The 17,590-nt window shown below is 34.8% G+C and carries 23 protein-coding genes; 7 read left to right on the top strand and 16 right to left on the bottom strand.

The window, feature by feature from the left end; genetic code table 11:
• Positions 1-56 precede the first annotated feature (56 nt).
• Positions 57-521 carry an N-acetyltransferase gene (locus tag SM124_RS02860; protein WP_322444976.1) on the top strand — a complete coding sequence of 155 codons (465 nt, stop codon included), beginning with the start codon at positions 57-59 and terminating at the stop codon, positions 519-521.
• Between the two features lie 95 nt (positions 522-616).
• Here SM124_RS02860 and SM124_RS02855 read toward each other — a convergent pair whose 3' ends face one another.
• The 4 genes from SM124_RS02855 to SM124_RS02840 all read right to left on the bottom strand — a co-directional run bounded on the left by SM124_RS02855 (position 617) and on the right by SM124_RS02840 (position 3,081).
• Positions 617-1,255 (bottom strand): RsfA family transcriptional regulator, encoded by a 639-nt coding sequence (locus SM124_RS02855; RefSeq protein WP_322444975.1) that lies wholly within the window; start codon positions 1,253-1,255, stop codon positions 617-619.
• A gap of 147 nt (positions 1,256-1,402) precedes the next feature.
• Positions 1,403-2,161, bottom strand: a complete 759-nt coding sequence (locus tag SM124_RS02850) for an enoyl-CoA hydratase/isomerase family protein (protein ID WP_322444974.1) — start codon at positions 2,159-2,161, stop codon at positions 1,403-1,405.
• Positions 2,162-2,295: 134 nt separating this feature from the next.
• Entirely contained in the window at positions 2,296-2,469 is a 174-nt protein-coding gene (gene rpmF, locus SM124_RS02845; RefSeq protein ID WP_009791160.1) for a 50S ribosomal protein L32, read from the bottom strand.
• Positions 2,470-2,556: 87 nt separating this feature from the next.
• Positions 2,557-3,081 (bottom strand): YceD family protein, encoded by a 525-nt coding sequence (locus SM124_RS02840; protein WP_322444973.1) that lies wholly within the window; start codon positions 3,079-3,081, stop codon positions 2,557-2,559.
• 293 nt (positions 3,082-3,374) lie between these two features.
• Between SM124_RS02840 and SM124_RS02835 the strand changes: the two genes are divergently transcribed.
• The gene (locus SM124_RS02835; protein ID WP_322444972.1) at positions 3,375-4,592 is read left to right on the top strand and encodes a nucleotidyltransferase; all 1,218 of its coding nucleotides are present in this window, start codon (positions 3,375-3,377) and stop codon (positions 4,590-4,592) included.
• 60 nt (positions 4,593-4,652) lie between these two features.
• On the opposite strand, the gene SM124_RS02830 is transcribed toward SM124_RS02835, so the two are convergent.
• A complete protein-coding gene (locus tag SM124_RS02830) occupies positions 4,653-5,675 on the bottom strand; it encodes a SepM family pheromone-processing serine protease (protein WP_322444971.1) in 1,023 nt (340 codons plus the stop codon).
• 1 nt (position 5,676) lies between these two features.
• Positions 5,677-6,462, bottom strand: coding sequence for a patatin-like phospholipase family protein (locus SM124_RS02825; RefSeq protein WP_322444970.1), 786 nt, complete (start codon positions 6,460-6,462; stop codon positions 5,677-5,679).
• 233 nt (positions 6,463-6,695) lie between these two features.
• Between SM124_RS02825 and spoVV the strand changes: the two genes are divergently transcribed.
• Positions 6,696-7,916 (top strand): dipicolinic acid transporter SpoVV, encoded by a 1,221-nt coding sequence (gene spoVV, locus SM124_RS02820; protein ID WP_322444969.1) that lies wholly within the window; start codon positions 6,696-6,698, stop codon positions 7,914-7,916.
• A gap of 46 nt (positions 7,917-7,962) precedes the next feature.
• On the opposite strand, the gene coaD is transcribed toward spoVV, so the two are convergent.
• From coaD to SM124_RS02805, 3 genes are all read right to left on the bottom strand, one after another.
• Positions 7,963-8,442 carry a pantetheine-phosphate adenylyltransferase gene (gene coaD, locus SM124_RS02815; protein WP_322444968.1) on the bottom strand — a complete coding sequence of 160 codons (480 nt, stop codon included), beginning with the start codon at positions 8,440-8,442 and terminating at the stop codon, positions 7,963-7,965.
• Between the two features lie 25 nt (positions 8,443-8,467).
• On the bottom strand, positions 8,468-9,022 hold the full coding sequence (gene rsmD, locus SM124_RS02810; protein ID WP_322444967.1) for a 16S rRNA (guanine(966)-N(2))-methyltransferase RsmD: 555 nt from the start codon (positions 9,020-9,022) through the stop codon (positions 8,468-8,470).
• Between the two features lie 406 nt (positions 9,023-9,428).
• Positions 9,429-10,859 (bottom strand): stalk domain-containing protein, encoded by a 1,431-nt coding sequence (locus SM124_RS02805; RefSeq protein ID WP_322444966.1) that lies wholly within the window; start codon positions 10,857-10,859, stop codon positions 9,429-9,431.
• Between the two features lie 366 nt (positions 10,860-11,225).
• Between SM124_RS02805 and SM124_RS02800 the strand changes: the two genes are divergently transcribed.
• Positions 11,226-11,615, top strand: a complete 390-nt coding sequence (locus SM124_RS02800; protein ID WP_322444965.1) for a DUF7147 family protein — start codon at positions 11,226-11,228, stop codon at positions 11,613-11,615.
• Positions 11,616-11,663: 48 nt separating this feature from the next.
• Here the strand turns inward: SM124_RS02800 and SM124_RS02795 are convergent, their stop codons facing one another.
• Positions 11,664-11,939 (bottom strand): YlbG family protein, encoded by a 276-nt coding sequence (locus SM124_RS02795; protein ID WP_322444964.1) that lies wholly within the window; start codon positions 11,937-11,939, stop codon positions 11,664-11,666.
• Between the two features lie 172 nt (positions 11,940-12,111).
• Here SM124_RS02795 and SM124_RS02790 point away from each other — a divergent pair, with 172 nt between their 5' ends.
• Positions 12,112-12,432 carry a hypothetical protein gene (locus SM124_RS02790; protein WP_322444963.1) on the top strand — a complete coding sequence of 107 codons (321 nt, stop codon included), beginning with the start codon at positions 12,112-12,114 and terminating at the stop codon, positions 12,430-12,432.
• 50 nt (positions 12,433-12,482) lie between these two features.
• Here the strand turns inward: SM124_RS02790 and SM124_RS02785 are convergent, their stop codons facing one another.
• The 3 genes from SM124_RS02785 to SM124_RS02775 form a co-directional block, all read right to left on the bottom strand.
• Positions 12,483-12,917 carry a YlbF/YmcA family competence regulator gene (locus SM124_RS02785; protein ID WP_322444962.1) on the bottom strand — a complete coding sequence of 145 codons (435 nt, stop codon included), beginning with the start codon at positions 12,915-12,917 and terminating at the stop codon, positions 12,483-12,485.
• Between the two features lie 149 nt (positions 12,918-13,066).
• Positions 13,067-13,309: a YlbE-like family protein gene (locus tag SM124_RS02780; RefSeq protein ID WP_322444961.1), complete on the bottom strand. Its 243-nt coding sequence runs from the start codon at positions 13,307-13,309 to the stop codon at positions 13,067-13,069.
• Positions 13,310-13,323: 14 nt separating this feature from the next.
• The gene (locus SM124_RS02775) at positions 13,324-13,737 is read right to left on the bottom strand and encodes a YlbD family protein (protein WP_322444960.1); all 414 of its coding nucleotides are present in this window, start codon (positions 13,735-13,737) and stop codon (positions 13,324-13,326) included.
• A 157-nt stretch (positions 13,738-13,894) separates the two neighbouring features.
• On the opposite strand from SM124_RS02775, the gene SM124_RS02770 reads away from it, so the two are divergent.
• Positions 13,895-14,404: a PaaI family thioesterase gene (locus SM124_RS02770; RefSeq protein WP_322444959.1), complete on the top strand. Its 510-nt coding sequence runs from the start codon at positions 13,895-13,897 to the stop codon at positions 14,402-14,404.
• A 14-nt stretch (positions 14,405-14,418) separates the two neighbouring features.
• Positions 14,419-14,778 (top strand): hypothetical protein, encoded by a 360-nt coding sequence (locus tag SM124_RS02765; RefSeq protein WP_322444958.1) that lies wholly within the window; start codon positions 14,419-14,421, stop codon positions 14,776-14,778.
• Between the two features lie 52 nt (positions 14,779-14,830).
• Here SM124_RS02765 and SM124_RS02760 read toward each other — a convergent pair whose 3' ends face one another.
• From SM124_RS02760 to SM124_RS02750, 3 genes are all read right to left on the bottom strand, one after another.
• Positions 14,831-15,901: a CAP domain-containing protein gene (locus SM124_RS02760; RefSeq protein ID WP_322445044.1), complete on the bottom strand. Its 1,071-nt coding sequence runs from the start codon at positions 15,899-15,901 to the stop codon at positions 14,831-14,833.
• 194 nt (positions 15,902-16,095) lie between these two features.
• Positions 16,096-16,530, bottom strand: coding sequence for a CBS domain-containing protein (locus SM124_RS02755; protein WP_322444957.1), 435 nt, complete (start codon positions 16,528-16,530; stop codon positions 16,096-16,098).
• 11 nt (positions 16,531-16,541) lie between these two features.
• The gene (locus SM124_RS02750) at positions 16,542-17,174 is read right to left on the bottom strand and encodes a CAP domain-containing protein (protein WP_322444956.1); all 633 of its coding nucleotides are present in this window, start codon (positions 17,172-17,174) and stop codon (positions 16,542-16,544) included.
• Positions 17,175-17,590 lie beyond the last annotated feature (416 nt).

Raw genomic sequence — 17,590 nt, 5'->3', positions numbered from 1 at the left:
ACTGATTAGTTATTAAAGGGTGGAATGTAACCTACAACACGATAGGGGGGCTTATAATGACTTATAAAGTTGAAAAGCTTAAGGTCAATTATAAAACATTAGAAGAATTTAAAAGGTTTAAAGAGTATGGATTACAAGAATTATCTATGTTAGAGGACCTAGAAGCTAACATTATAGAAAATGATAGTGATTCTCCATTTTATGGTATTTATTTCGGCGATAAACTAGTGGCTAGAATGAGCTTATACCAAGTTGAAGCTAAATTTAACCGCTATTTTAACCCTCCTCAAGATTACCTTGAGCTCTGGAAACTAGAAGTCCTACCTGACTACCAACATAGAGGCTTTGGTACAGCGCTAGTGAACTTTGCGAAATGCTTTGGTTTGGCCATCAAAACAAATCCAAGAGTTAAATCAAAAGAGTTCTGGGAAAGAATGGACTTCACTCCAGTTGAGTATGAAATGGAAAGAGATCTGGGAGAAAATCCTCTAGTCTGGTTTCCTAAAGAGATAAATAAATAAACACAAGCATAAAGTATATCAAATCTAGTAAAGCTTGTATTATTTTGAATGAGTTAGAAATACAAAAAAGCGGACTATAATAGCCCGCTTTTTCTTTATTTTTCTATTCTTTCTAAATTACCATTTCTATCCATTTGGAATTTCACTTTTTGTTGACGATCTTCCTCTTGAAGTACGACCATTTTTCTAGCTCTTTCCATAATTTCAATTAAAGCTTTGTAATCTTCTTCAATCATATTTTTCTCTTTTGCAAGCTTTTCATTTTCAGCAGCTAAATAGAAAATTTGCTTCTCAAGCCCTTGAATCTTCCCTTCATAAGCTTGAATTTCTTCTTTTTTCCCATTTGACTCATCTGCTCTATTATAAAGCTCTTTGATAAAGGCGGCTAATTCTTCGTAACTAAAAGCTAGCTTTCTCGTTTCATGATTAACGGGTTCAGGTGCAGGGTCGTTAATGGTAGTTTTTTCCTGTGACTCTATTGGCACCTCTTCTAAATGGGTATTTTTCTTCAACTCTTTCCTCTGTTTCTTTGCTAATTCTATGGCCGATTTATATTGTTTTCTTACATAAGAATTCCAGCGGAAACCGCATGCAGCAGAAGTCCTTGATAACTGCCTCCCTACTTCCTCAAAGGCTTGCAGTTGTGTTCCTCCCTCACGAATGTGACGCAGAACTACTTCAGCAAGTAGGATATCTTCATCTTGTGACCAAGCATCTTGTCGATTTGTTGGCATCAGTAAATCCCTCCTAGTGTTTTTTATTCATACATATGCATCTACTAGAAAAGATAGACTGATATCATGTACTTTTTAGCACATTTAATTATTATCTAGTTGTCCTACTAAAATTAAGTTTAAAAAGATTTAATTAAGGGTAGAGTACTATTTTCTATTAATAAACAAATCAACTTGTTTATGGTGTTTTTCATTCTCCCATAAGACTGAGCAGCGTCGAACCTCTTCTTCGATTCTCCCCCTTAAGTTTTGACCTTCCCATTTCCTGGTAGCCATTTCTTTATACGCTTTGTGAACATCACCGTCGATAGCTAACATATTTTTAATAAAGTTTGCTAGTCCCTCTTCAGGCTCCCCTTCGAAAATATAATTAATAAAACCTAATTGAGACAACTCGTCAACCGGATAGGTTTTTGCTTCTGTTAACATTTTTAATGCATTTGGGTATGCTATCTTTTCAAATAGAAAAGAACCTCCGCCCCACCCAGTAGTAATAACCAGTTTTCCTTGAATAAAGCCTGCCTTTATACCTTTTCGAGCTATCCGGAAGTCACATGCCGTTGCAAGTTCGCACCCTCCCCCTACAGCTGTCCCATTCATTAGGGCCACAGAAGGCGTTTTTAGCATCATTAAATCATAAAGAATTCCTGCCATTTTTGATAGCATTCCGTAAGCTTGCTCTTCTGTTCTCAAAGAGTGAAAAACGGAAAGGTCTCCACCTGAACAAAATGCTTCATTCCCCGCTCCGGTAATGACCAATAATTTGCTTTCAGGTTTATTAGCCAGCTGTATAGCTTTTTGTAATCCTTCCATTACTTCATAGTTTACAGCATTTCTTTTTTCAGCTCGGTTAATGGTAAATTGTATAACTCCGTCTTTACTTTCATTTATTATGTATGAACTCATTAGCGTCCTCCTGTATCCATTTCTTTCATTGTAAATATTATCTAGAGGATAAACAATTCATTTGGACATGATTTATTCTTAAAACGACAAAAGCACAGGAACAAAATGTTCCTGTGCTTTATCTTATTAGAAAATTAGTCGTTTACAACTTCTTTTCCTTTGTATGTTCCACAAGCTTTACATACGCGGTGAGCAAGTTTCATCTCTCCACAGTTTGGGCATTCTACCATACCAGGAACCTGTAGTTTAAAATGGGTACGACGTTTTCTTTTCGCAGTTTTAGATGTTCTTCTAAAAGGTACAGCCATTATTCCCACCTCCTTAAAGATAATTAAGAAAGTATGAAGGCCAGATCATGCTGGTTCTTCAAATGTTTCTTTTTTCTTCTTGTTCTATTATGAATCAGAAGAAGTATCATTTTGATCCAATAATTTTGCAAGTCCTGCTAAGCGAGGATCAATCTTGTCCTGCTTTTCTAGCTCATGTATGACTTCCCAATCCTTACCAGATTGTGGAGCCCCACCTTCACTATTATCATCACAAAAAACTTGCATTGGTACTTCAAGCAAAAGAATCTCTGTTAAGACCGGCATTAGGTCTATCACATCACCTTTTACTTGATGAACTTCCTCTTCAGTCTCATAATCTGAGCCTTTTAAGAGGAATGTTTCCGTTGTTTCAACATTAATTGGATAATTCACGTCAACTAAAGTACGAGAACAAGGCAGAACTAGATGACCTTTTATTTTTAAATGAAAAGTCACTTTAGTCGAATCTATATCAGCTCGACCCGTTACATGCATTGGCGAAACTTCACGTATCGTTTGATCAGTTTGTTTGATCTCATCTACGTTAACCATTTCATCAACAGGAAAATCCTTGCTTCGGTATTTTTGTAACTGACTTAATGTCCATTTCATACGAATCACCCCAAGGCAACAAAGGTAATTATAGCTTTCATATAATTATTTGTCAATATTTTTTCTTTACACTATAATGTAGACAATATAAGAAAACTTTAATCTTTTTGTTGCGAATATTCCTTTGGCTATTTTTAGTTAGAACACATTACTTATTAACCTTTTAAACGTTAGATATATGTACACAACATGACACTAGTTGGTTATTTAGTTAACAACTATAAGGAACCTCATAGAAAACAGCCTATCCCCATGTTAAAGAATTTCTTTTTAAATATCAAGGAGTTGTAAAAATGAGAGCTGTTGGAGTGATAGTGGAATACAACCCTTTCCATAATGGTCATGCATTTCACTTAGAACGTACAATAGAAGAAGGAGAAGCGGATGTTGTTATTGCAGCGATGAGCGGACAATTTCTTCAAAGAGGCGAGCCTGCACTACTCCCCAAATGGAACCGAGCACATATGGCATTAAAAGCTGGCGTTGATCTAGTATTTGAACTACCTTACCAGTTTGCCACTCAAAAAGCGGAAACCTTCGCAAAAGGGGCGGTGTCTATTTTGGCTTCTGCAGGATGTGAATCTTTATGTTTCGGAAGTGAATCAGGGGACATATATGATTTTCACCAGACAATCCAATTTTTAGATGATAGTCATGACTTGTATCAAGAAAAAATTAAGTACTACATGAATGAAGGATATAGCTATCCGAAAGCTACATCCACTGCCTTTAAAGATTTATCACCTTCAAAAGAAATTTTAGACTTATCAAAACCTAATAATATACTCGGCTTTCATTATATAAAAGCGATTAGAGAACTGAATGTTCCTATGAAGGCTTTAACCATTACAAGAAAGAATGCTGATTATCATGATGAGCATTTTGCATCTGAGACGATTGCAAGTGCTACTAGCATCCGAAAAGCTCTTTTTTCAGATGGAGGAGATATTGAAACAGTATCTCAATATGTACCACAGACTACATATGATTTACTAAATGATTATTACATTCATTTTAAGCAATTTCATCAATGGGAACATTACTGGTCTTTACTTCAGTATCGAATTCTTCATTCTAGCCCAGAAGAGTTAAAAGAGATATATGAAGTAGAAGAAGGAATTGAGAATCGACTCTTGACTGTTGCATTACAATCGAATTCTTTTAAAGATTTTATGACTAAGTTAAAAACAAAAAGATATACATGGACACGTCTCCAAAGAATGTGTGTACATATATTAACGAACACGAAAAAAGAGGACATGAAAAAGAGAATGTGTAAAGCTACTTATCTAAGGTTGCTTGGAATGACTGAAAAAGGGCGAATCTATTTAAATCAAAGGAAAAAGGATATTGAAATTCCCATCGTTTCAAAACTTGGTTCATTTGACAGTCCAGACATTCACCTTGACATAAAGGCGTCAAAAATTTATGCTTTGGGCGGCATAAAGGTGTACCAGCAAAACTTAATAAACATGGAATACAATCAACCACCTATTTATATCAGAAAGTAAGATAACCATGTGCATAGAAAAAGAGACACCTTAAAATGGTGTCTCTCCTTCGTTAAATTGCTATTTGGGCTCTAATTTTATAAGTTGCTCTACTACCTCATCAAATGTATTGGCAGGCACAATTTTCATCTTTGTCTTAATATCCTTAGCTGTTTTTACAGCAGCATGATAATTTGAATCATCTGCTCCATCTTCATAAGGTGCAAGAAAAATTTCTGCACCAGCATTGTCTGCAGCAATGACTTTTTGCTCTATTCCACCAATTCTTCCTACTCTTCCATCAGAGCTAATAGTACCGGTACCTGCGATTTCATATCCCCTGGTTAGATCCACCTTAGTTAATTGATTATAAATCTCCAAAGAGAACATTAAGCCGGCAGATGGACCACCAATATCGCTGGTTTCAACCTTTACTTCAGGATCTACTTCAATTTCTTTATCATCAACAAGACCAATTCCTACCCCAACTTTTTCGATGTTTTCACCAAAGGACTGAACATTAAGCTTAACGCTGTTCGTTCTATTCCCACGATCATAGGTTAAAACAATCTCATCTCCAGCCTTTTTACTCCCTACATACTGGATAAACTCTTCTGAAGATTTGAATTCCATATCATCTATTTTAAATATTCGGTCTCCTGGCTGTAGCTTCCCTTCTGCAGGCATCCCCTTCATTACATTTAAAACATAAACGCCTTTATAGTGATAATTGATTGGTATTCCTGCTTTTTTGTAGGCCACTTCAATAGCAGATGTTTTTGAACTAGACATTAAATGTAACTGTCTTACATTATATTCTTCATCGGTTTCTTCTTCTTGTCGTATTGCTTCTATTGGATAGATTTCCTGATAATCCTTAACCTTAGCAAGAAGATAAGAATAAATATTTGCTCGCCCCATCCTAACCGTTGTTAACATGAAGCTTCCTTCCTCTTCAAACCCATTTTCCACTTCTATAATAGGAGCTAACTCCTTTGCCATCCCTGGTTTTGATACATAATATGGCAAGGAATAAAATGTACTTATAAAGATAATCATTGCCACAAATACCATTAGGGACCGCATATAAAACTTTTTGTTCATCCTAAGGTTTCTCCTTCCACTGCTTTAACAATTCATTAATGGCACCTATATGCTTTTTAGTCTCTTTTTCACCAATTTCAATGATCTCTTCAATATTGGTAAACGCCCGTGAACTATACATCTCAACACTAGGACGAATCATAATATCAGAGGCTATTTCTCGGTTAGCCACGAGCTCCATTTGCATGATATCAATGCTTTGCATAATCACATCATAGATCGAAGTAATTTCTGTATTCGTCTTGACGTTCGATACGTCTACTGCAATTACAATATCAGCACCCATCTCTTTTACAACGGAAACAGGGACTCGATCAATGACACCCCCATCAATCAAAAGTTTCCCATTAAATTTTTCTGGCACAAAGATTCCTGGAATGGCAATGCTTGCTCTCACTGCTTCAGCAATTGGCCCTTCTTTAAATACTACCTTTTCTCCTGCCTTTAAATCCGTAGCGACTACACCTACGGGGATATCGAGTTGCTCTAAGTTTTTCCCATGTGTAAAAACTCTAATGAGCTCCTTCACTCTATTTCCTGCAATGAATCCCATTTTGGGAACAGTAAAATCTAAATAATACTTCCTTTTAAACACTTTTGAGAGTTTGTATAAGCGCTCAACATCTAATCCTGCCCCATAAAAGCATCCAACTAGAGCGCCCATACTACTTCCTGCTATAAGATCAATAGGAATTCCTTCATCTTTTAATACTTTAATGACACCTAAATGGGCAAACCCTCTTGCTCCTCCAGATCCCAGAGCTAAACCAATCTTCGGACGCTGCAAGAATAAATCCTCCTTTGGTGAATCCCTTTTAATGTACGTTTGTTTCAATCTTATGGTCTAATTTGAAATTCTATGAGTATATTGGTTTATATGAGGACAAGACCAATTTGAAGGTAGTTTTTAACACTTTTATTTTAACATGTTTTAAAGGGTTTACTAAATTTTATGAAACGTTTGATAACCAATATAGCCATTTGTTATCAAGTTAGTTACCTTCGAGGGAGGATGCAGGAGTGTTTCAATCCAAACTAAAGACTATAATTCTTGCTTCATCTATTACAATTATGGCAATTTCCCTCATTTCTTTTCCCCAGGAATCAGTTGATGCTTCTATTAGAGGATTAGATATGTGGTGGGAAATTGTATTTCCATCATTATTGCCATTTTTTATCGTATCTGAACTACTTATTGGGTTTGGAGTTGTTAAGTTTATAGGTGTTTTGTTAGAGCCACTTATGAGACCCCTTTTTAAAGTACCGGGTGTCGGTGGCTTTGTTTGGGCAATGGGGATGGCCTCCGGGTTCCCCGCTGGCGCTAAATTAACGGCAAGAATGAGACAAGAAGAACAATTAACCAGGATTGAAGCAGAGAGACTTGTTTCATTTACAAACTGTTCAAATCCTCTCTTTATTTTTGGTGCCGTTTCAGTTGGATTCTTCTATAACGCTAAACTGGGGATTCTTCTAGCCTTAGCCCATTATTTGGGTAATTTTACTGTTGGTCTTATAATGAGATTCTATGGTAAAGATGAAGATAACAATTCAACTCAAAACAGCAAATTTTCTGTAAGAGCTGCATTTTCAGCATTACATCGAACAAGGATTAAAGAAGAAAGACCCATTGGTAAGCTTTTAGGGGATGCGGTTATGTCTTCTATACAAACGCTGCTTATGATTGGTGGATTTATTATATTATTTTCAGTAATTAATAAACTATTGTACCACCTTAATATCATCTCCTTTTTAGGAAATGGAGTTGAATTCATATTACAATCTTTACATCTTCCTGTTGTGCTAAGTATTCCATTTATATCAGGGTTATTTGAGATTACCTTAGGTAGCCAACTTACTAGCCAGGTTCAAGAATCTACCTTAATGCAACAAGCGATTATAACTAGTTTTATTCTCGCGTTCAGCGGATTCAGTGTCCAAGCGCAAGTTGCTAGTATTTTAGCTCAAACCGATATTCGCTTTAAACCTTTTTTTGTTGCGAGGATCATGCATGGAATCTTTGCTAGTATTTTCGCCTTTCTACTATGGGAACCCGTTTACGAAAGATTTAGTAACACAGAACCATCCAACGCCATTCCAGTAGCGTTATTAGGAGACGGCTCTTGGTTTAGTAAAAACTTAAGTCTTCTATCAGATCTAGGACCAATAATAACCATTTGTGCCTTGTCTGCTTATATTTTAATCTACTCGAACAGAACTTTTATTAAAAAAGATATACAATAAAAAACGAGCACAAGTGAAGTGCTCGTTTCCTTTTTATCACTATAGTTTATTTAAACTTCTCCATTAAAGCCTTCTCAACAATCGGTGGAACGAGTTCTGAAATGTTTGCACTGTATTTGGCTACTTCCTTAACAATACTTGAGCTTAAGAAAGAGAATTGATTATTAGTCATGATAAAAAACGTCTCTATTTCATCATTTAACACTCTGTTCATAGAAGTGATTTGCATTTCATATTCGAAATCTGAAACGGCTCTTAAACCTCTTATAATGGCACTCGCTCCAACTTCTTTAGCATAGTCCACTAACAACCCTTGATAAGAATCCACTTTGACATTCGGCAGATGCTTTGTTACCTGTCTTATAAGATCCATTCTTTCTTGTATGGTAAAAAGAGGTTGTTTGGATGCATTATTTAATAACACTACATTAATTTCATCAAATACTTTTGCCCCTCTAGTGATAATGTCTAAATGCCCGTAAGTTATTGGATCAAAACTCCCCGGACAAACGGCTATTTTTGCCATGTGAATCCCCCTTATTCAACAACCATTATGGCATATATGTATATATAGAAATGGCAATAATTCCATATTTCTCATACTTTTTCATAAAGAAACTCCCTATTTCATTTGGAAGCTCCACTTCACTACTATGTTCACAAACAATAACTCCGTTTTCAGACAACAATTTTTCCTTATCTATCAGTGTCAGTAGATTAAGCAGTTGCTGCTTCTTATATGGTGGGTCTAAAAAGATATAATCTAGTACTAGTTCTCTTTTTAGAATCGCTTTTATTGCTCGGTCGGCGTCATTTCGATAAACTTCTGTTTTCTCTTCTAATCCACACGTTTTAATATTTTCTTTAATGGTTTGTATAGCTTTTCCATCTCGGTCAACAAAAATAACCTTATCTGCCCCTCTACTTAGGGCCTCAATCCCTAAGCCACCGCTACCAGCAAATAAATCTAAACCAATTCCACCATTAAAATAAGGACCAATTATATTAAACATTGCTTCTTTAACCTTGTCTGTTGTAGGTCTAGTAGTATTACCTGGTACAGCTTTTAGTGACTTACCTTTTAAGTCTCCTGAAACAACTCTCATTCAATCACACCAATCATTTTGTAAGCTCTTTTCTTATGTGTACATTCTTCATTATCCTACCATAATTGATAGATAGTAGCCAACAACATTCTTGTAAGCGTATTCATGCATACTTTCTCTATTATTTAACATCCATAATTATTACGTGTGTTATTCATAAATATGAAAGGCTCTTTTCTATGAAAAAATATACTGATTTCGTGTATAACACGTTCTTTTATGGAAATAATGAAATTAACAACATCTATTCGAGGATGTTGTTGCCAACCGCGGAGAAGACTTACGTTTCCCCATAAGTTCTTCCTCCGGTTTCTCCTCTCCCTTTGCCTTCTATCCTGTTAAAGGATATAGAAGGACCCTGCAGGATTTCCTGCAGGGTTTTCTTTTTTGACTGTCATAAAGTCCATTACTCTTCAGGTAGAGTTAAAACAATACTTTCTTCTGTTTCATCCATTGAAATTTTAAATAGAGTGTGCAGCCATCTGAAGTCAATATAAATTTGTCCGTGTAAATTGATTAATGGATTCTCTAATAGCCCATAATCTTCTTCATTGTATATAAAGATATTTTGGTTTAAGAAAAAGCGATAACTATTATTCCCTTTACTAAGTAGTAGGGTTTCTTTGTCAGATAACACCTTTACTTCAAAACCGAGGGCAGTCATAGTCTCTATAAAAGGGAAAAGTTTTTGCTCTTCTTTATAGATAAGTTCAATATCTTTATGTTCTTTTTCATTGATCACTACTTTGCGGTTCTCGTAAAAATAAAGAGGGATGAACTTGGTTGATTCATTTTTATTTAATTTAAAGAAATGTGTTCCTTTTCCATATAAATCTTCTAGCAACTGATCCAAGGATTCAGGATTAATAGGTTGTTCTTCGTTTATTACTTGCTGAATAAACTTATTGAAAGTATCCTTATCCAGTTTATTTTTTAGCTCATTTATTACTTTATTTCCTTTTACTGATTTACTTTCTTGTTTAATTACAATGGAAGTAAATACGTCCACTAACCAACTTTCTTCTATTGGTAAGCGTTCAAATTTGGTATTAAAATAAGCTCTAATAATCTTTCTCTCAAGTGTTTTTTCTTTGATAGAAGGTTTTGATATTATCAGACCATTTCCATTGGTTTCGGAATATTGATCCGTCATAACAATGGATAAAGAAGGAATACCTTTTAGAGTCTTTAAGGATTTAAATGAATTTATTTCTTGAGCCTTATTTTTAGAATAATAGGAGAGATCCTGCTGATTATGAATTAAGAATAGTGGCCTGGACTGCCAGTATAATGAAGTAGCTGAAGATGAACCTTCAAACACATAGTGGTCAATCAAGTCTAATTCATTCATTCCTTTTAAAGGTAAGCCGGTTACCCAAGTCCCTTCTCTTCTACTATAATCCACAATTTCTATAGACGTTTTTGTCATCTTTACATCTGGTATATTGACTTCCCATTCATTTAATAAAAAGGATTTTTCACCTTCATTGATAGGAACTTTAAGTTTAAAAGTAAATTGTCCATTATCCACTCTAAAGGTGAAAGGATTCTCATCTTTGGACTCACACTCTTCGTCATCTTTTTTTAGACAACTCCACTTAGAGACCGATTCTGGAATAACAACACTATATTCTTTCCCATTAGTTAGCCACGTTATCGTTTGCGTGACATTTAGAGATTCTTTCTTAGATTCAATAGTAATAGTCTGATGTGCTCGTTCTAGTACCCTATTATTGGAAGATTCGTCTTGCTTAGAATAAACATTCCATTGCCAAAATAACATGGCCGAAATAGCAGTAGTCAATATGAAAAATATAGTGAACGATGTCTTCCACATTGAAAGTTCCCCTTTAAAATAGATTACTTTAAGTCTTGATTTGTAGAATTGGGCCCATTTCTTAAATGTTAGAATTATGTAGGTTAAGAGTAAATAAGTCATAGAAAAGAGCCTAATTTAACAATAGCAGATAGAAGGACATACGTCACATAATTTTTTAAGCAATTAGTGAAAAATACCTACAAAAGATCGAATTATGTAATAATATGGATTTTGTTAAATTAATCGAAATCTCCCGTAAGCACTGGTGGGTATAGGGACCAGGGTTTGTACTTCTTTTTCGGAAAAAAACATGTTAAAGTAGGAGGGAAATCTTCAATACTGTTATAAGCTATTTTGAGAAGGATTTTGTAAGGAGGAAATTTTTTGATCCAACGATTCATAGAATTAGGGGAAGGTTATTCAGATATTTATGAGTTAATTGAGTTAGCAAAAGCTAATGGTCATCGTCTCTCAAAAATGATGGCACTCCATACTACTGTTAACGAGAGAAGTGTTACGTCACTTGTTGTAGTCTGCAAGCCAACAGATCCGGGTAAGTTCCAAGCCCTCTATATATGTCGAGAAGGAATTCCGAACCCAAATGTAACACCTAATAAAAGATATGACTTATTTGACGAAACCGCTAGCGCGTTAGAGAAGGAAATCATTCAATTGAGTGTGAAACCATCTACCCAATTTTCCGAAAAAGAATTATATTTCCAGTACTTAATAGGTATATTAAGATTAAATCACTATATTCCACCGTTACAATAGGTTATAAGAGAAACACAAAAGGTGAGGGAATCCCTCACCTTTTTATAATTAGATTCCCATTTTATAATCATACTCTTTTGCTTTATCCGGCTTAGAATTTTCATATTCGTCTTTTAAGAACGGTTTGTAAGATGGTTCTACTTTTTTAACAAAGGAATAAGAATTAATTTTTTCCATAATTCCTTCAGCATCTTCTAAATCACAATATAATACAACATATTTTAGACGTTTCGAAACATAGTGAACGTTTCCAAATTTTCTAAGCATCTTAGCTTGTTTAAGAGAATAAAGCCAAACAATAATCCCTTGTCGTTGACCTAGCATACTTGATTTTCCCCTTTAAATTCTACAGGCGTTTTTATTAGTCTAGCATAGTAGACAATAAAATATCAATCCTACACTTAGTTAAAGTTTAGCCTTTGTTTAAAATATATAGTATATTCTGAAAAAGTTAATAATGAAATATACTTAATTAAAAAGAATGGTGGGACTCTAGATGAATCTTGAAGTGATTTGGGAGGAATTTGTTCACTTACTTTCAAAGGAAAAAGAAGTTCAGCAATGCCATTATCAGAAAGTAGCAGGAATTCCTTTTTTATATGTTACAGTTAACGAAAATTTTGTAGAAAAGGATTTGAATAAACTTATTCGTAGCAACGCAGGAAAAGTAATGAAAGGCAAGCAGCTTCATTCTGAAACTATTTATGTTAGATCTGATTATCCCCTTTTTGTTTATCGTCACCTATTTTACGTGCCTCAAGAAAAGATGTTTTGTTGTGGAAATCTATGTACAAATTGTATCCGTTTAAGAAAGTAGTATAATAAAAAGAAAAAAGCATGAAAAATTCATGCTTTAGAATGTACTCCTTATGAGCAACCACAGCTTCCCCCAGTACTGCATCCTCCACCACAACTTGATTCAAAGAAGGGGTTACCTGTTGGAACTTTAATATGTTCGGATACAGAGTGACCAATGATTACACTTACCTTATCCAATAGCTCCTGTAGCTCATTTTCTGCTCTTTTGAATTCAGCAACGTTGAGATCTAAGTCCATTTCTCTTTTTAATTCCCGTATATCCATCATAATTTTTTTATAATCGGGATGGTATCTGCCAAACCTTTGGACTTCCTCATACTGTTCCTTTGCTTTTACAAAGGCACTGATTTTCCTCTGTGTATCTTGTTCAGATAATTTATTTAAACAAAAACGGTAGTATTCCGCTATGTCTGATTGTAAAATCATGTTTGCCAGTTCTTCTGCCTGGTCCAATATTTCAATTCTTTCTGATGTAGCAAGCAAATAAGCTCACCTCCATCTAATATATTAACATGAAATAGCTTATGAAGTGAAATGATTAATTTCGTCTTAAATAATTTTCCTTAGAAAACAATATAAACAAGTTTTACTTAGGACAAAAAGAAAAAGCTCTCCCTAGCGAAAAGCCTTTTCTAAGTCTGATTGCTATTCATAGCTTGAAACATGCTCATCATCATCGAAGCCATTTGTAACCCATTTGTAAATTTTTCTACTTGGTGAGGAATGGTCTTTTTGTAATAATGCAAAGACGCAATCTCAAATGCTTGTAACTCATTTGGATTTCTAGATAACCTACGATACCATATAGGCTGCTCTCGTAAATATTGTTTTAATTGGGGTTGTTGCTGTATATAGTCTATAACATCCTTTCTCATGTTCTACTCCCCCGTTAGTCTTTTCTGAATTGGAAGGGATGGGACGGCTGCTGTGGAGTTGGATTAGATGAGGTGGGTGATTGACTGCTTCCCCCCTGAAACGTAGAAATAACTCCTTGAATCGCGCCAATCGCCTGACTAAGATTGGTAATATGCCCTTGTAACTGATTTGGGTCCATATTCTTCATTGCACCAAAAACACTAGACATCCAGTCTTTACTAGTTTCCTCTTTTGCTTTTTCTGATTTAGCCTTTGTCTTCTGATCGCGGTAATCATCCCACCTAGAATCTTCTTCACCAAGTAAGTACCAATCTTCAAATAACTCCTGCCACGTTGTGTTTCCTCTACGAACTTCTTGGATCAATTTGGGATTTGATTTAACAAAGCCTTTAAACTGTTCAACTGAAGGGTGTAGTTTCTTCGTCATTGTATTTCACCTCTAAGTAATACAATAGCCTATGATACTGTATGATTTAGTTTTAGAAGTGTGATTCAAAATTAAATCATATCTGAAAAGAAAAATGTAAAAAGTGACAATAAATGATATAGTAAAATAGCAGAATGTATTAGGTGGTGCACTTACAATGAAAGAAAAGCTTCAACAATTATTTGATACATGTATTGAGGATGCAACGACTGAGGAGCTAGAAGTCTTAAATCAACTCCTTGAGGGTTTTAACAAAAAGAAATTGAATCTAAACAGTTCATATATCGGTGGTCTGCTTCACATGGAACGAACCATCCAAGATCAAGTATGTGAACTTACCATTCCAATTACTCCACTTCTGGATAATTCCCTAGGTATTGTTCATGGAGGAATTACGGCTACTGTTATAGACACAGCTATGGGTACTTTAGCAAATTCTCTACTACCTAGTGGGTACGGGGCAGTGACCACTCAGCTTAACGTACACTACTTGACTGTAGGAAAAGGTGACTACCTAACATGTAGGGCTGAAATTGATCATAAAGGTTCGAAAACAATGGTAATCTCAAGCGATGTATTCAGGTCGGACGGTAAAAAAATAGCCCAAGCTTCCGGTAGTTTTTTTGTTATTGAAAAAGAAAATAGAATGAACAAAAACCAAAAATGATGAGGTGGTAAAGCATGGTTACAGCCATAGTTATCCCCATTATATGTATCTATTTTTATTATTTAACGAAAAAAGAAATGAAAATCCAAAATGATAAATGGCTTAAATCAGGTGAGGTCAAAGAAGAAGCAATGGTGATAGGAACTGTTGAAAGTATTTATGAGGAAAGAACAAAGTATTATTATCATCGTTATATTCTTATTACGGAGATTAAGTTAAAAACGGAGTTTAAAATGCTGACTGTAAAAAAAATTACTCCCCTTACCAATCTAACTTTGCCCATTCCAATAAGTGTAGGAGATAAAGTTAGACTATATGGAGATTGGAAGGAACACTATTTTCAATTTAATAGATATGAAATAGAAAGAGCCTAAGGTAATCTTAGACTCTTTTTATTGCTTAGTATTGTAATTTTTAGTCAAGACTTTATTCTTCCCATTTTTGAATAAAGTTCTGAGTGTAATGCTTCTTATACACCCCAACTCCAATGTGAGTAAACTTATCATTTAACATAGTTTCACGGTGGCCTTTACTATTTAGCCAGCCTTCCATTACAGCTGGAGCATCAATATAGTTCGCGGCAATATTTTCACCAGCTAATTGATAAAAAACCTCTCCTGCTTCTAAACGATCAGATAATTCCCCATATTTTTCAGAAGTATGTGAGAAATCTTCTGTTTCAAACATATCTTTACTATGATTATAAGCAACGATAGTAGTTTTTTCGTCAAAACCTAGTCTATTTAACTGGTGCCTTTCCCGCATAATATTAGTGATATCTAATATTTGCAATTGGCTTCCTTTTTCAACCTCCTCTTCTGCCCCTTCTTCTGCAGGGCTTACTTCAAGTAAGTCTCCTAAATAAACTAGCTCATAAGGTCGTAGCTTGATTAGAGTTTCAGCATCTAATAGTCTTATACTTGATAAAATTCCGTCAAACTTATCAAAGTACAATTGAACATAAACGTCACCCATTTGTAAGAGTGGTCTTGTATTCATATCTGCTTCAGATAGTTCAAAGCGATAGGAACTCCCATCATACTCTAGACTGATATTAGGTTCAATATAGGCTGAAGCATAGATTCTTTCAATAGGCTGACCAATTTTAAAAGGGGTAATATCTACATTTGGACCGATAGCGTAAACCGTAACAACTTTATCATCGGCAACACCAACTTGGATATAATTTGATAGATCACTATTATAGATCCACCAGTCATAACCGTAGTATGTAGGGTCAACTCTCATAGGCCTTCCTAGTTCTTTTTCAAGCTCTAAAGTGCTCTTGCCGACTAAAGTAAGTAACCCTGTCTTTGGAAGTTTTAGAGCTGGGTCCTGTTTTATACTCTCATCTTCAATTAGAGATTGGTCAAGCTCAGGAGATGAAGATCTCTCATCCACTAGGACCTCCGAGTCATCTTCGACTGAAATGTTTAAATAAAAAATAATTAATAGTACTGCAGAAATTAATAATAAAATTCTAAGTAGTGCGCGCAGAGGTTAGCCTCCTCTCTATCATCTTTTCTATCATTGTATGCGTTTCTTATTTAAATATTATATCATCTATGATTTTCTTTTTGATAGAATGTTTAATTGTTTAACATAAGTTTTAACAAAAATGAAACAATCTTTGACTAAATTTTATATTTTTTATAAAAGAGAACTAAAAAAGACACCTTGAGGTGCCTTTTTTAGTGTTGGTAGCCTGTTTCATTCGTTTCAGAAATATCTGATAGAGCTCTTCCTGCTTGTTCATCTGATCGCTTTCTAACTGCTAAATCTCCAAGAGCCACAATCCCCACTAACTTATCGTTTTCCACCACTGGAAGGCGTCGAATCTGGTGCTTAGACATTAAACCAGCTGCTTCTTTCGTCGATGTATCAGGAGTACAAGTGATCATCTCACCACTCATGATTTCTTCCACTTTCGTAGACCCTGGATTTTTTTCCGCTACTCCTCTAACAACAATATCCCGGTCGGTTATCATCCCAACTAGTTTTTCATTGTCTACAATAGGGATAGCTCCCACATTTAAATCCTTCATTTTTACAGCTACTTCAAACACATTATCTAATAAAGTACAGCATTCAACATCTTTAGTCATAACATCCCGAATTTTATCCATTATTACTCCTCCTACCTTTTAATTATGAAGGTTGTCCAATAATGTCCATGCAATCCACCTTCAGCATATCCAATTCCAATGTGTGTAGCCTCTTTGTCTAAAAGATTTTCACGTTGAATGATGGAATTCATCCAGGCATGAAAAACTTCCTGTTCAGACTTCTGCCCAGCACCAATATTTTCTTTAACTGTTTGGAACGGAATATGTAAAGCCTCTAACATAACTGTAGGATTCCCATAAGTTGGAGAATTATGTGCAACATACTCATTTTTTCTCATATCCTCTGCCTTTAATACTGCAGCTTTCGATAATTCGTCATCTAATATGAGAGGTGTTAGTCCCGCCTTTATTCTTTTCTCGTTGGCATACTCAAAGATTATACTCTGTGTTTTACCGATAAAACGAGATTTATTTTCTTTTTTTCTAGGAATGTTTATTTCATCACCAGGAAAAATAATATCTGGATTTTCAAGTTGTGGGTTAACATCCAATAAATCTTTAAAATCTAAATTTAATGAAGAAGAAATATTCCAAAGAGTGTCTCCTTTTTTCACATGGTAGATAGAAGAAATAGAAGCTGTTGCCTTACCGAATAAACATACAAAAGTACAAAGAAAAATAATGATTACTCTCCAAAAAGACATCCTTAAATCTCCTTCCAAACTATTTCCAAGCTAGTTTCCCCAATAACAATAAAAAAATAATTCATTTTTTTGGCTGTTTTCCTTGATTGTTGTTATTGTAAAAATCCAAAAGCCGATTTTTACCCTTAATTAGTTAAGGAGTGCTACAAATTTAGATGGTAAGGCTTTTTCTAAACCAGATAACTTTTTAGCCCAATATAACACGTATACTTTATAGAAAAATTTAAATATGTGAGTAGCAACAAAGTTTTAGAAAAGAGCCTTTTTTCATCATAAATTGTGAAGGAACTGTGTTTTCTTTTACGTTGTCATTGCAACTTTAACACTTTTCTACTATTATTAAACTTGAGTTAAACTTGCTTAAAATGTCTGATATAACGCTTTCAGACACTTAAGATGTATTTGTAGTAGGAGGG

This window comes from Robertmurraya mangrovi (genome assembly GCF_034427655.1).
GTDB classification, from domain to species: Bacteria; Bacillota; Bacilli; order Bacillales; family Cytobacillaceae; genus Robertmurraya_A; species Robertmurraya_A mangrovi.
This window is presented reverse-complemented; position numbering and strand designations above follow the sequence as displayed.

Coding starts and splice junctions, on each gene's coding strand:
- SM124_RS02860 (WP_322444976.1), top strand. CDS start 57: ATGACTTATAAAGTTGAAAAGCTTAAGGTCAATTATAAAACATTAGAA.
- SM124_RS02855 (WP_322444975.1), bottom strand. CDS start 1,255: ATGCCAACAAATCGACAAGATGCTTGGTCACAAGATGAAGATATCCTA.
- SM124_RS02850 (WP_322444974.1), bottom strand. CDS start 2,161: ATGAGTTCATACATAATAAATGAAAGTAAAGACGGAGTTATACAATTT.
- rpmF (WP_009791160.1), bottom strand. CDS start 2,469: ATGGCTGTACCTTTTAGAAGAACATCTAAAACTGCGAAAAGAAAACGT.
- SM124_RS02840 (WP_322444973.1), bottom strand. CDS start 3,081: ATGAAATGGACATTAAGTCAGTTACAAAAATACCGAAGCAAGGATTTT.
- SM124_RS02835 (WP_322444972.1), top strand. CDS start 3,375: ATGAGAGCTGTTGGAGTGATAGTGGAATACAACCCTTTCCATAATGGT.
- SM124_RS02830 (WP_322444971.1), bottom strand. CDS start 5,675: ATGAACAAAAAGTTTTATATGCGGTCCCTAATGGTATTTGTGGCAATG.
- coaD (WP_322444968.1), bottom strand. CDS start 8,442: ATGGCAAAAATAGCCGTTTGTCCGGGGAGTTTTGATCCAATAACTTAC.
- rsmD (WP_322444967.1), bottom strand. CDS start 9,022: ATGAGAGTTGTTTCAGGAGACTTAAAAGGTAAGTCACTAAAAGCTGTA.
- SM124_RS02805 (WP_322444966.1), bottom strand. CDS start 10,859: ATGTGGAAGACATCGTTCACTATATTTTTCATATTGACTACTGCTATT.
- SM124_RS02795 (WP_322444964.1), bottom strand. CDS start 11,939: ATGCTAGGTCAACGACAAGGGATTATTGTTTGGCTTTATTCTCTTAAA.
- SM124_RS02790 (WP_322444963.1), top strand. CDS start 12,112: ATGAATCTTGAAGTGATTTGGGAGGAATTTGTTCACTTACTTTCAAAG.
- SM124_RS02780 (WP_322444961.1), bottom strand. CDS start 13,309: ATGAGAAAGGATGTTATAGACTATATACAGCAACAACCCCAATTAAAA.
- SM124_RS02775 (WP_322444960.1), bottom strand. CDS start 13,737: ATGACGAAGAAACTACACCCTTCAGTTGAACAGTTTAAAGGCTTTGTT.
- SM124_RS02770 (WP_322444959.1), top strand. CDS start 13,895: ATGAAAGAAAAGCTTCAACAATTATTTGATACATGTATTGAGGATGCA.
- SM124_RS02765 (WP_322444958.1), top strand. CDS start 14,419: ATGGTTACAGCCATAGTTATCCCCATTATATGTATCTATTTTTATTAT.
- SM124_RS02755 (WP_322444957.1), bottom strand. CDS start 16,530: ATGGATAAAATTCGGGATGTTATGACTAAAGATGTTGAATGCTGTACT.
- SM124_RS02750 (WP_322444956.1), bottom strand. CDS start 17,174: ATGTCTTTTTGGAGAGTAATCATTATTTTTCTTTGTACTTTTGTATGT.